The organism is Streptomyces sp. NPDC096311 (assembly GCF_044763085.1).
Taxonomy (GTDB): domain Bacteria; phylum Actinomycetota; class Actinomycetes; order Streptomycetales; family Streptomycetaceae; genus Streptomyces.
Genome location: NZ_JBIWFN010000024.1, coordinates 102,551 through 114,774, shown reverse-complemented (window position 1 = coordinate 114,774; position 12,224 = coordinate 102,551). Strand labels below are relative to the sequence as shown.

11 protein-coding genes are annotated in these 12,224 nt (G+C 72.4%); 3 read left to right on the top strand and 8 right to left on the bottom strand.

Annotated features, from left to right (window positions below):
* Positions 1–4: 4 nt before the first annotated feature.
* Complete coding sequence (locus tag ACIRA5_RS43630; protein ID WP_403701148.1) at positions 5–823, bottom strand: rhomboid family intramembrane serine protease; 819 nt, start codon at positions 821–823, stop codon at positions 5–7.
* Positions 824–947: 124 nt separating this feature from the next.
* Between ACIRA5_RS43630 and ACIRA5_RS43625 the strand changes: the two genes are divergently transcribed.
* Positions 948–1,283, top strand: coding sequence for a hypothetical protein (locus tag ACIRA5_RS43625; RefSeq protein WP_403701145.1), 336 nt, complete (start codon positions 948–950; stop codon positions 1,281–1,283).
* Positions 1,284–1,304: 21 nt separating this feature from the next.
* Here the strand turns inward: ACIRA5_RS43625 and ACIRA5_RS43620 are convergent, their stop codons facing one another.
* Positions 1,305–2,693: an FAD-dependent oxidoreductase gene (locus tag ACIRA5_RS43620; protein ID WP_403701142.1), complete on the bottom strand. Its 1,389-nt coding sequence runs from the start codon at positions 2,691–2,693 to the stop codon at positions 1,305–1,307.
* Between the two features lie 27 nt (positions 2,694–2,720).
* A complete protein-coding gene (locus ACIRA5_RS43615; protein WP_403701139.1) occupies positions 2,721–3,704 on the bottom strand; it encodes a DUF4349 domain-containing protein in 984 nt (327 codons plus the stop codon).
* Between the two features lie 179 nt (positions 3,705–3,883).
* Here ACIRA5_RS43615 and hemG point away from each other — a divergent pair, with 179 nt between their 5' ends.
* Positions 3,884–5,344 carry a protoporphyrinogen oxidase gene (gene hemG, locus ACIRA5_RS43610; RefSeq protein WP_403701136.1) on the top strand — a complete coding sequence of 487 codons (1,461 nt, stop codon included), beginning with the start codon at positions 3,884–3,886 and terminating at the stop codon, positions 5,342–5,344.
* A 4-nt stretch (positions 5,345–5,348) separates the two neighbouring features.
* Entirely contained in the window at positions 5,349–6,080 is a 732-nt protein-coding gene (hemQ, locus tag ACIRA5_RS43605) for a hydrogen peroxide-dependent heme synthase (protein ID WP_403701134.1), read from the top strand.
* Here the strand turns inward: hemQ and ACIRA5_RS43600 are convergent, their stop codons facing one another.
* The 5 genes from ACIRA5_RS43600 to ACIRA5_RS43580 all read right to left on the bottom strand — a co-directional run bounded on the left by ACIRA5_RS43600 (position 6,081) and on the right by ACIRA5_RS43580 (position 12,145).
* Entirely contained in the window at positions 6,081–7,739 is a 1,659-nt protein-coding gene (locus tag ACIRA5_RS43600) for an alpha/beta hydrolase (RefSeq protein WP_403701131.1), read from the bottom strand.
* Between the two features lie 120 nt (positions 7,740–7,859).
* Complete coding sequence (locus tag ACIRA5_RS43595) at positions 7,860–8,648, bottom strand: TIGR04222 domain-containing membrane protein (protein WP_403701128.1); 789 nt, start codon at positions 8,646–8,648, stop codon at positions 7,860–7,862.
* 121 nt (positions 8,649–8,769) lie between these two features.
* Positions 8,770–9,525, bottom strand: a complete 756-nt coding sequence (locus ACIRA5_RS43590) for a DUF4142 domain-containing protein (protein WP_403701125.1) — start codon at positions 9,523–9,525, stop codon at positions 8,770–8,772.
* Positions 9,526–9,807: 282 nt separating this feature from the next.
* Positions 9,808–11,169 (bottom strand): DUF692 domain-containing protein, encoded by a 1,362-nt coding sequence (locus ACIRA5_RS43585; RefSeq protein ID WP_403701123.1) that lies wholly within the window; start codon positions 11,167–11,169, stop codon positions 9,808–9,810.
* Positions 11,170–11,356: 187 nt separating this feature from the next.
* On the bottom strand, positions 11,357–12,145 hold the full coding sequence (locus ACIRA5_RS43580; protein ID WP_403701120.1) for a DUF4142 domain-containing protein: 789 nt from the start codon (positions 12,143–12,145) through the stop codon (positions 11,357–11,359).
* Between the last annotated feature and the right edge of the window lie 79 nt (positions 12,146–12,224).

Genomic DNA, 12,224 nt, shown 5'->3' with positions numbered 1-12,224 from the left:
CGCCTCACCAGCTGTGCCGCGCCTGTCTGCCGAACAGCAGGCTGCGCGGTTCCGGCGGTGGCGGGGTGCCCGGGCGCAGCGGCCAGGCCAGCAGCATCCCCACGAGGAAGCCGACCACGTGGGCCTCGTACGCCACGGTTCCGGCGGTGGAGACGCCGCCGCCGGACGAGTACACCGCCTGCAACGCGAACCAGAAGCCCAGCACCATCCACGCGGGCAGTCGCAGCGGCAGGAAGACCAGGAACGGGACGAGCACCCAGACCCTGGCCCTCGGATAGAGCACCAGATAGGCGCCGAGGACTCCGGCGATCGCTCCGGAGGCGCCGATCAGCGGGTCGGCCGAGTCGGCGTTGAGATACGCGAAGCCGTACGCCGCCGCGTAACCGCACGCCACGTAGAACACCGCGAACCGCACATGTCCGAGGCGGTCCTCGATGTTGTTGCCGAAGATCAGCAGGAAAAGCATGTTGCCGAGCAGATGCAGCCAGCTGCCGTGCAGGAACATCGCGGTGAGGACCGAGAGCGGCGGCGACTTGTCGTACGTCGGCGGCCCCACCAGACACCCGGGGCCCCCTGCTCCGACGCCGACGTCGCCGGTCGGGACCAGGCGGGGCAGTTGGTGGTGGACCAACTCCTGCGGCACCGCGGCGTAGTGCTCCAGGAACGCGTGCAGATGACACAGCTGGGAGAGCCCGCTGTCACCCGCCACCGATCCCGCGAGGCCGGGCGTGTAGAGGAACACCAGAACATTGGCGGCGATCAGCGCATACGTCACATAGGGCGTGCGGCGCACCGGGTTCACGTCATGGACGGGGATGACCACGAGGAACTAGTGCCCGGGATACGCCGGGTGAATCCGTGAACGGCCCCGCCCCCGCATCCGTATGTCTCCTCAACCGCCCGCGCCGCGACGAAGACGCGACGCGAGAGACGTGAGGACACAGGCGATGAACGACCGAGTTACTCCTCTGATGCATGCCCTGCCCGACGGCGAGGCGGAAATCGCCCTGGTGCTGCACCTCCCCTGGGAGGACGTCGCCGCGCTCGGCCAGGAGGCCGGACGGCTCGCGGCGCGCATGCAGCGGCCGGTGACCCTCGACGAGGCCGTCAGCCACCGACTGCGCTCCGCGCGCTCGGCCGCCCACGCCAAGCCGCCCACCACCCAGCCCGCGGCCGTCACCGCCTCGGCGTCGGTGTCCTCGCTTCCCGCGCGGCCGCCGGCCGAGCAGGCGCGGCAGGCGATAGACCGCATCAACGGGAACGCCGGACACGAATCGGCGTAGGGGCGCCGTGGGGCGCTCCTCTTACCCGGCGTTCTTGCGTACCGCCGTCACCGCCTTGCGTGCCGCCACCAGGATGGGGTCCCACACCGGTGAGAACGGGGGCGCGTAGCCCAGGTCCAGGGATGTCATCTGTTCCACCGTCATGCCCGCGGTCAGCGCCACCGCGGCGATGTCGACCCGCTTCGCCGCGCCTTCCCCGCCGACGATCTGCACGCCGAGCAGCCGCCCCGTGCGGCGCTCGGCGAGCATCTTCACCGTCATGAGTTCCGCGTCCGGGTAGTAGCCCGCGCGGCTGGTCGACTCGATGGTGACGGCCTCGAACCGCAGGCCCGCCCGGTGCGCGTCCTTCTCGCGCAGCCCGGTGCGGGCGATCTCCAGATCGCAGACCTTGCTCACGGCCGTACCGACGACACCGGGGAAGGTCGCGTACCCGCCGCCCACGTTGGAGCCGATGACCTGCCCGTGCTTGTTGGCGTGCGTGCCCAGCGCGATGTGCCGTTCGCGTCCCGAGATCAGGTCGAGCACCTCGACGCAGTCGCCGCCGGCCCAGATGTTCTCGTGCCCGCGCACCCGCATCGCCAGGTCGGTGAGCAGCCCGCCGTGCTCGCCCAGGGGGAGTCCCGCGGCCCGTGCGAGCGTGGTCTCGGGGCGTACGCCGATGCCGAACACGACCACGTCCGCCGGGTACTGGGCGTCCTCGGTGGCCACCGCGTGGACCCGGCCCGCGTCCCCGGTGAGGAGCTTGGTGATCTCGGCGTCGTTGACCATGGTGATGCCGAGGTTCTCCATGGCCGTGTGCACCAGGCGGCCCATGTCGGGGTCGAGGGTGGACATCGGCTCCTTGCCGCGGTTGACGACCGTCACCTCGTACCCGCGGTTGATGAGCGCCTCGGCCATCTCCACGCCGATGTAGCCCGCGCCGACGACCACCGCGCGACGGCCCTCGGTCGTCGCCAGGGTGTCCAGGAGGGCCTGGCCGTCGTCCAGGGTCTGCACGCCGTGCACGCCCGGAGCGTCGACGCCCGGCAGGTCGGGGCGGATCGGACGGGCGCCGGTCGCGATCACGAGTTTGTCGTACGAGGTCCACTCCTCGGCCCCGGTCTCGAGGTCGAGCGAGCGGACGCGGCCCCCGTCGACATCGATCTCCGTGACCTCGGTGCGCATCCGCAGGTCGATCGCGCGCTCCCGGTGTTCCGCCGGGCTCCGGGCGATCAGCCGGTCCCGCTCGGGGACGTCGCCGCCCACCCAGTACGGGATGCCGCAGGCCGAGTAGGAGCTGAAGTGACCGCGTTCGAACGCCACGATCTCCAGCTCGTCGGGCCCGCGCATCCGGCGTGCCTGTGACGCGGCGGACATGCCCGCCGCGTCACCTCCGATCACGACCAGTCGCTCCGTACGGCTCATGCTCATGCGAACACGCTACGGGGACCGGGCATTTCAGTCCTCGTCGCCACCCTCTTCGCGCACCGGCCCTGCCACCGGCAGCGAACCCGCGCTCGCGGGAGCCGCTTCGGCCCCGGGCCGGCGCGGCTGCCCCGTACGGGCGAGCCGCAGCCACAGGGCGAGGAGGAGCCCGGCGCTCAGCAGGAACGGGAGCACTACGCCGAACACCACGGCGATCCAGCGCAGCATCGTGACGAACGCGTCCCAGCCGCCCGTCAGCGCGTCCAGGAAGCCCGGCGCGTCGGACTTCTTCGCGGCGTCCTTCAGCGGGGTCTCGGAGAGGGAGAGCGTGAGGGTGGCCAGGCCGGTGCGGTCCTTCAGGGACGCCTGCTGGGCGAGCAGGGCGTCGAGGTCCGACTCACGCGTGCTCAACTCGCCTTCCAGGGCGACCACATCGCTGAGCTTGGTGGCCCGGTCCATCAGCTCGCGGACCCGGGCCACGCTGACCCGCTGCGACGTGACGCGGCTCTCCACGTCGACGACCTGGTCGGTGACGTCCTGCGCCTTCGCCGTCCGCTCGACGACCTTCCCGGTGCCCTCCAAGGCGGAGAGCACCGCGTCGTAGCGGTCGGTGGGCACACGCAGTACGGCTCGGGTGCGCTCGCGGCCCCCGCCGTCCCGGGTGGTCGTCTCGTCGCCGACGTAGCCGCCCGCGTCGACGGCCGCCGTGCGGGCGGAGTCCAGTGCCTTGGGCACATCCTTGACCTGCAGGGTCAGTGAGGCGGTGCGGATGATGTGGCTGCCGGCCGGCACGGATGTGCCGGTGACCTTGGACGGTCTGGTGGACTTTGCGCCGCCCGCGCCCGAGGCGACGCCGTCCGCCGCGCCCGAGCGGGCGTTCTCGGCGCCCGGCGCGACCGCCTTGTCGGCGCTGGAGGCGGAGCCACCGCCGGCGCCGCAGCCCGTCACCGCGAGGGCGGCGGCAAGGACCATCCCGGCGAGTACCGGGCCGGTTCGTGCGGAACGTCGTGTGTGCATGTGGGCGTACCCCCGTGGCCGGTGACTGCTGACCTTCCTTCGACGCCGGGACCGGGCGCGACGTTTGCCGGATCCGATCGCGATGCGGTCACGGTCGGGGCTCGCGCAGGGCACCGCCGAACGGGACGACGGCTCCGGGTCCCGGCGGGCCCCTCAGCGGGGTCTGAGAAGGTGGAGGCATGCGCGCACAGGACAGTCGTACGGGTTCGGGACAGGTCGTCGTCATCGGGGGTGGCATCGCCGGTCTGGCCGCCGCCCACCGCCTGCTCGACCGCGGCGCGCGGGTGACCGTCCTGGAGGCGTCGGACCGCGTCGGCGGCAAGCTGCTGCCCGGCGAGATCGCGGGCGCGCGGGTCGACCTCGGCGCCGAGTCGATGCTCGCCCGCCGCCCGGAAGCGGTCGCGCTCGCCCGCGAGGTGGGCCTCGCCGACCGCCTCCGGCCGCCCGCCACCGCGACCGCCTCCCTGTGGACGCGCGGCGCGCTGCGCCCCATGCCCAAGGGCCACGTCATGGGCGTACCCGGCACGGCCGCCGCCCTCTGCGGAGTCCTCTCCGACGAGGGCATGGCCCGCATCGAGCGCGACGCCGAGCTGCCCCGCACGGAAGTCGGCGACGACGTCGCGGTGGGGGAGTACGTGGCGGCACGCCTCGGCCGCGAGGTCGTCGACCGCCTGGTCGAGCCTCTCCTGGGCGGTGTCTACGCGGGCGACGCGTACCGCATCTCGATGCGGCTGGCCGTCCCCCAGCTGTTCGCCGCCCTCGGTACCCATGTCTCCCTGACCGAGGCGGTCCGCGAGATCCAGGCGAAGGCGGTCGCGGCCCAGCAGACCGGGCCGGTGTTCATGGGCATCGAGGGCGGAGTGGGCCAACTCCCGCTCGCGGTCGCGCGGTCGGTGCGCGCGCGGGGCGGCGAGATCCTCACCGGCGCGCCGGTGACGGAGCTGCGCCGCGCCGGGGACGGCGGCTGGCGGGTGGTGGCCGGGGGAAGCGTCCTGCACGCGGACGGGGTCGTCGTCGCGGTGCCCGCGGGCGCGGCCGCCGCCCTGCTGAGGGCCGAGGCGCCCGCGGCGGCCACCGAGCTGGCCGGTGTCGAGTACGCCTCCATGGCGCTGGTGACGCTCGCCTACCGGCGCGCGGACGTCACCCTCCCCGAAGGGAGCGGTTTCCTGGTGCCGCCGGTGGACGGCCACACCATCAAGGCATCCACCTTCGCCTCCCAGAAGTGGGGCTGGATCGCCGAGGAGAACCCCGACCTGCTCGTCCTGCGGACCTCCGTCGGGCGGTACGGCGAGACGGAGGTGCTGGGCCGCGACGACGCCGACCTGGTGGACGTCTCGCGGCACGACCTGCGCGAGGCGACCGGCCTGGCCGCCGAGCCCGTGGCGACCCGGGTGACCCGGTGGGACGACGGCCTGCCGCAGTACCCGGTCGGGCACCACACGCGTGTGATCCGCGTCCGCGAGCACGTGGCCAAGCTCCCGGGGCTCGCCGTCTGCGGCGCGGCGTACGACGGGGTCGGCATCCCCGCGTGCGTCGCGAGCGCGTACGCCGCCGTGGACCAGCTGGGCGGCGACCGTGCGGGAGTGGATGCGCTGGGGGCGAACCCGGTGCAGAGTCTGCACGGCGGAGCGGGAGAATAGCCTCATGAGTGACGACGCCCCCACCACCGAGTCCGGCAGGGTCCCGAACAAGGGCAAGCTGGCCAAGGACCTCAACGAGGTCATCCGCTACACCCTGTGGTCCGTGTTCAAGCTGAAGGACGTGCTGCCCGAGGACCGCGCGGGCTTCGCCGAAGAGGTCCAGGAGCTCTTCGACCAGCTCGCCGCGAAGGATGTCACCGTCCGTGGCACGTACGACGTGTCGGGGCTGCGCGCCGACGCCGACCTGATGATCTGGTGGCACGCCGAGACCAGCGACGAGCTCCAGGAGGCGTACAACCTCTTCCGCCGCACCAGGCTGGGCCGCGCCCTGGAGCCGGTCTGGTCGAACATGGCGCTGCACCGCCCCGCCGAGTTCAACCGCTCGCACATCCCGGCGTTCCTCGCCGACGAGACGCCGCGCAACTATGTGAGCGTCTACCCCTTCGTGCGCTCCTACGACTGGTACCTGCTGCCCGACGAGGACCGCCGCCGCATGCTCGCCGACCACGGCAAGATGGCCCGCGGCTACCCGGACGTGCGCGCCAACACGGTCGCCTCGTTCTCCCTCGGCGACTACGAGTGGATGCTCGCGTTCGAGGCCGACGAGCTGTACCGCATCGTCGACCTCATGCGCCACCTGCGCGCCTCCGAGGCCCGCATGCACGTCCGCGAGGAGGTCCCGTTCTACACCGGCCGCCGTAAGTCCGTGGCCGAGCTGGTCGCCGGGCTCGCCTGATCAGGGAGCCTGGCGGGTCGTCTTCGCGTCCTCACGGGCCTGGGCGTCGTGCCGGGTGGTCTTGTCACCGCCCGGCGCCGCCGGCTCAGGCTCCGCGTGCGGGGCGCACGCCGCGCGCCGCTCCGGGAGGCGGCCCTCCAGCAGGTACGCGTCCAGGTAGCCGTTGACGCAGTGGTTGGGCCCGCCCGCGATGCCGTGGGTCCCGGCGCCGTTCTCGGTCACCAGGACCGAGCCGGACAGCCGCTGCTGGAGCTCGACCGCCCCCTCGTAGGGCGTCGCCGCGTCCCGCTCGGCTGCCAGGATCAGGACCGGCGCCAGCGCCCCGGGCAGCGTCCGCACATCGAGGGGCTTCTGCCGCGGCACCGGCCAGTACGCGCACGGCAGATTCATCCACACGTTGTCCCAGGTCTCGAACGGTGCCACGCGCGCGAGCCGCGTGTTGTCCCGGTCCCAGGTACGCCAGTCCGTCGGCCAGGACGCGTCGTTGCACTCCACGGCCGTGTACACCGCGTTGCCGTTCTCCGCCTCGGCCGACGCCTCCGGATGCGGCCCGGCCTGCTGGATCAGCGGCTTCGGGTCGCCCTTCAGATAGGCGGACAGCGCCAGGGCGCGCTTCGGCCAGTAGTCGTCGAAGTACCCCGCCTCCAGGAACGCGCCCTGCAACTGACGCGGCCCCACCTTGCCGCCCGCGGGCGCCGCGGCGAGCCGAGCCCGCGCCTTCTCGTAGTTGTCCAGCACCGCTTGGGCCGTGGTGCCGAGCGCGTACTCCTTGTCGTGCCTGGCGATCCACGCGCGGAAGTCCGCCCAACGGGCCTCGAACGCGGCCGACTGGTCGAGGTTGTTCCGGTACCAGATCTGCCGGGGGTCGGGGTTCACCGCCGAGTCGAACACCATCCGGCGTACGTGCGAGGGGAAGAGTGTCGCGTACAGGGCGCCGAAGTACGTGCCGTACGAGGCCCCCATGAACGTCAGCTTCCGCTCGCCCAGCGCGGCGCGCAGCACATCGAGGTCGCGGGCGTTGTTGAGCGAGGTGTAGTGCCGGATGCCCTGCCCGGAGCGCTTGAGGCATCCGCGGGCGTACGCCTGTGCCTCCGCGATGCGCTCCTTCTTGTACGTCTCCGAAGGGTTCGTCGGCGACTGCGCGGGCCCCTTCAGAAAGCGCTTCGGGTCCTCGCAGGACAGCGGGGCCGAGCGGTCCACGCCGCGCGGGGCGTAGCCCACGAGGTCGTACGCGGCCGCGATGCGTTTCCACTCGGGGAGGAAGCCGATCAGCGGGAAGTACATACCGGACGCGCCCGGGCCGCCCGGGTTGTAGACGAGGGAGCCCTGACGCGGCACCTTGTGCTTGGAGTTGCGCAGGTCCTTGCCGGTGGCGCCGGCGCGGCTGACGGTCAGTTTGATCTTCTTGCCGTCGGGTCGCGCGTAGTCCAGCGGCACGGTGACCGTGCCGCAGCGCATCTCGACCGGGAAGTGGTCCCCCTTGGGGCACGCGCCCCAGGGGATGCCGGCCGTCGCGGCGCGGGCGGCGGCGACGACGGTGCCGCGCGCCTCGAGGGCGGCCGCGGGGTCCGGCCAGGCCGCCGTACCGCCCGCGGGGGCGGCGACGAGGCCGCTCAGAAGCAAGGACCCGGTGGTTCCGTACAGGACGGCAGCTCTCATCGCGTATCCCCTTCGGCGCACGGCAGCGACAAAAGGGATGTTTGGTTCGTCAGTTGATGAAGTAAAGCACCTGGTGCCGGTGTCGGCCCCAATGACCCCTATGCGCCCCCTCGGGCGCCGTCAGCGCTGCCGCTCGGGGCTTCGGTCGCGGTGCGCGAAGGCCGCGCGCAGCTCCGGCCCGCCGACCGCGCGGACGCCGCGTACGGCGACCGAGGTGAGGTACGTACGGTCGTCGCCGGTGGCGTCGGGGTGCCGGGCGAGGGTGCCGAGCAGCCGCTGTCCGGCCGGGGAGGCCCAGCGCGTGTACGGGTGGACCTCGATGCGGGCGATGGCGAGACAGCTCACGGTGAGGATGAGCGGCAGCGAGAACCACACGGCGATCGGCACGTCGTTCTCGCTCACCCGGGACTGGGAGGGCATCAGCACGGCGACGGCGCCGAGCGCGAGGACGGCCGCTGCGGCGGCCTGGACCTGGCGGATGGCGCTCGCGACGGTGGTGCGGGCGCCGTCGGGCACGGCGAGGCCCGCGGCGACGAGACGGTCGGCGAGGCGGCCTACGGAGTCCGCAGCGGCCGTGCTCGCCCGTACGGGAGCTATCCGGGACTGCCCCTGCGGACCGATCGCCCCGATCACCGAGCGCTCCATCTCGTCGCGACCGCGCGGGTCCACGACGGTCGCCCAGCCCGTGTGCGCGAGCAGCAGCCGCCGCTGACGGGCCATCGACACCAGGGTCAGATCGGCGACCCGGGCGGGGCCGCCGGACAGGAACGCCGCCTCGTACAGCGTGAGGTGGTGTCCGCGCGCCGCGTCGGCGTCGACCGCCGCCGCGCGCACGGCGGCCAGGCACAGCCGAGTGCAGGAGATACCGGCCGCGGCCCAGGCCAGGAGCAGGAGAAGGACCCAGAACATGGCGTTTTTCTACGCGAGGAGTCCAGGTCGGCGCCACGGTATGCCCACGATATGGACGGAGCGTTGTGGCTCTGTGACGTTCCGGTGCCCGCCGGGGCGCTCCCCAAGGGGCGCCGCGGTGCTAGCTCTTGGGGCGGGACGCGGCCGGGGGCAGTGGATAGGTTCCGGACGGGGTGACGGGGACGGGGCTGTCCGGGGACTCGGTGGGACCGGGCGGGGCCGGGGAAGCCGTCAGCGGGGGCGGGCTCGCGGTCGCGGCGTCCTGGGCGAGGGCGTCGAAGTCGACGTACCCGGTGGCTTCGAGGACCTTGATGTGGTCGAGCACGGTGGTGTTCGCGTCGTCGGCGAGGTCCCGTACGAGGGAGTTGCGAGTGTTCGCGCGGACCTGGGCGACGACGGAGAAGACCTTGCCGTGCGCCCTGCGCAGGATGTTCGCGAATTTCTGGTCGTAGTCCGTGCCGTGCGCGGCGTCGAGCGTGGCCAGCCAGCCGCGCTGCTGGGCGTTGGGCTGGTTCGGGAGTTCGAGTCCGAGCCGTGCGGCGACGTTCCGGACGCGCGCGTCGAGGAACGTGTGGCCCTCGACGAGGTGCGCGCCCGCCGTCTTCACGGCCTGGGTGGTGCCCCGCTCCTCGGCCTGCTGGCCGGCGGGCAGTTCCCACAGCCCGGCGAGCCGGACCTTGGTGATGAACTCCCGGTCCAGTGCGGACAGCGGACCGAACTGTGTCGACACGGACTGGGCGTTCAGGGTGTCCAGGCCGGTGCCGGCGCGGTCCGCGTACGACCAGATCGGAAAGATCAGGGCGGCGAGGGTCGCGGTGAGGGCCGCGACGATGAGTCCTGTCCCACTGACCAATCCGGTGCGGTTGATGGATCGCATGGTGCCTCCTGTTGCGGCACCGCACGCTAGTGCGCTACGGGTGCGGGTTGGCATATTACTTCGGGCGCTACGCCAACTGCCGTACGAGGAGAAAGGGTTGCCGGGTGGGAAGAAGGCGCCGAATGGGGTAGTTCGACCGCAGCCCAGACCATCAGGAAACCCAGGAAAACGGACGTGGGATCCGGCCGGACGGGGACCGGTGTTAACCCCGGCACACTCTGCCGGAGCGAGGCACTACGGCGCGCGTAGGAGTGCGCGTCGGCTCCTGTGACGCGGGCGGGGTCAGCGGCGCAGCAGTACCCGTCGGGTCGCGCGGGCCAGCCGGGCCGTGGGCCGCTGCGACGGCGGGGTCGGGCCGGATCGCTCCAGCCACCACGCACGCAGCCGCCGCCGCGTCTCCGCGTCCTCGGGGTGCCCCGCGAGCAGCATGTACTCGGTGAAGTCCAACGCGTCGCGGCGGTACCCACCGCTCATCGGATGCCCTCCCGCGTACGCGAGGAACGCCGGCCGGTACGCGTCCCCGAGGATCTCCGGCAGCTCCACCGCCACCTTCGCGACGACGTCCGCCCGCTTGGTCGCGAGCGCCCGCGCCTGCACACCCAGCCGCCCCCGGTCGAACCCTTCGGGTACGGGGGTACCCGCGACGAGCGCGGACAGCAGCGCGGCCTGCCCGAGCGCGAGCCGCTGCCGCGTACCCACGGCCACGTCGGCCGCGTGGTTCCCCGCTGCCCCGGGGGTGCCGCTCGCGGTGGCGGCGGCCTCACCCGAATACGGGCCTGCCGGGGTTTCGGACGGCGTCACGACCCGTGCCCGTGCCTTCGTCAGGGTGACTCTGATCGCCCCGAGCTCCCTCTCCAGTTCGCCCGGGTCCGGGAAGTTCTCGTCGCGTTCCAGGAGGACCCCCGGTGGCGTCACGCGGGAGGCGAGGTCGGCCAGGATGTCGAGGACCTGCCGGGGGACGGGGTGGGCGTGGCTGTCGTGCCAGACGCCGTCCCGTTCGAAGCCGCCGGCGACGTGGACGTAGGCGATGGCCTCGACGGGGAGTTCGCCGAGGGCCTTCGAAGGGTCCTCGCCCCGGTTGACGTGGTTCGTGTGGAGGTTGGCCACGTCGATGAGCAGGCGTACGCCGGTGCGGTCCACCAGGTCGTACAGGAACTGCCCCTCGGTCATCTCCTCCCCGGGCCAGGAGATCAGCGCGGCGATGTTCTCGACCGCGAGCGGGACGGGAAGGGCCTCCTGCGCGATACGGACGTTCTCGCACAGCACGTCGAGGGCGTCCCGGGTGCGGGGGACCGGCAGCAGGTGCCCGGCCTCCAGCGAGGGCGACGCGGTGAGCGCGCCCCCGGCCCGTACGAACGCGATGTGTTCCGTGACGAGGGGTGAGCCCAGCGCCTCGGCCCGCTCCGAGAGGGCGGCGAGCCGGGACTCCTCGGGCCGGTCCGCGCCGCCGAGGCCGAGCGAGACCCCGTGCGGCACCACCGTGACACCCCGCTCACGCAGCCGCAGCAGCGACTCGGGAAGATGCCCGGGGCACAGGTTCTCCGCCACGGCCTCGACCCAGTCGATGCCGGGCATGCGCTCCACGGCCTCGGCGATCTCCGGCCGCCACCCGATTCCCGTCCCCAGCCGCTTCGGCTGTGTCATGTCGCCTCCTCCGTCACCGCTCGAACCCCGGCTGCTGCAACCCTGGCCGCTGTCTCCTCACGACGGACCCGTGTTCCGGCGTGACGGAGTCATGGCCCCGGGAAGCGGGGCCGAACCCATGACGCCGGACGTTCAGAGCAACATTTGAGGTTCCGCCGGCGCCCCGAGGCGCCGGCGGCCGCACCGGCTACCGCAGCACGTTGTCCGGATCCGAGGGCTCCGGCCGGGCGGTGTTGACCTGTCCCGGCGGCGCGGGCGACGGACTCGACGTGGCGACGACGCCGTCGGCCGGCTGCACCGGCGGCGCGGAGGGCGCCGTGACGCCGGCGGCCGGCGCCGGGGGACCGCTCGGGCTCGCCGTCGACAGGGCGGCCGTGTCGTTGGCGATGGCGTCGAAGTCGACGCTCCCGGTCTTCTCCAGGATGGTGATGTGGTCGAGCACGGTCTGGTTGGCGTCCGTGGCCAGCTGCCGGACCAGCGTGTTGCGGGTGGAGTTACGGACTGCGCCGATCGCCGGGAAGATCTTGCCGTGCGCGGCCCGCAGCAGGTTCACGAACTTCCGTTCGTATTCCGTGCCCGTCGCCGCGGTCATCTCCTGCAGCCAGCCCTGCTGCTGCGCGTTCGGCTGGTTCGGCAGCTCGACATTGAGCTGGGCCGCGATGACCCGCACCCGCTTGTCGAGGTCGGCGTGGCCGACGACCAGGTGATCGCCCACCTCCTCGATCGCCTTGTTGGGAGCCCGCTCGATCGCCTGCTGTCCCGCCGGCAGTTCCCAGAGTCCGGCCAGCCGCACGCGCACGATCAGATCGCGGTCGGCGGCGGACAGGGGTCCCCACTGTGTGTTCACCGTCCCCGCCGCGAGATTCGCCTGCCCCGTGCCGGCGCGGTCGGCGTACGACCACACCGGGAACGCGAGCGCGCCGACAGTGGCGGCGAGCGTCGCGATGACGAAGGCAGAACCATTGATACGCCGCAAAATGAGCCTCCCGGGGAAACCAACTGGTCGTTGGAAACCTGCACTTGGCCAGCGACGTGAGATACGTGCGGGACACCGG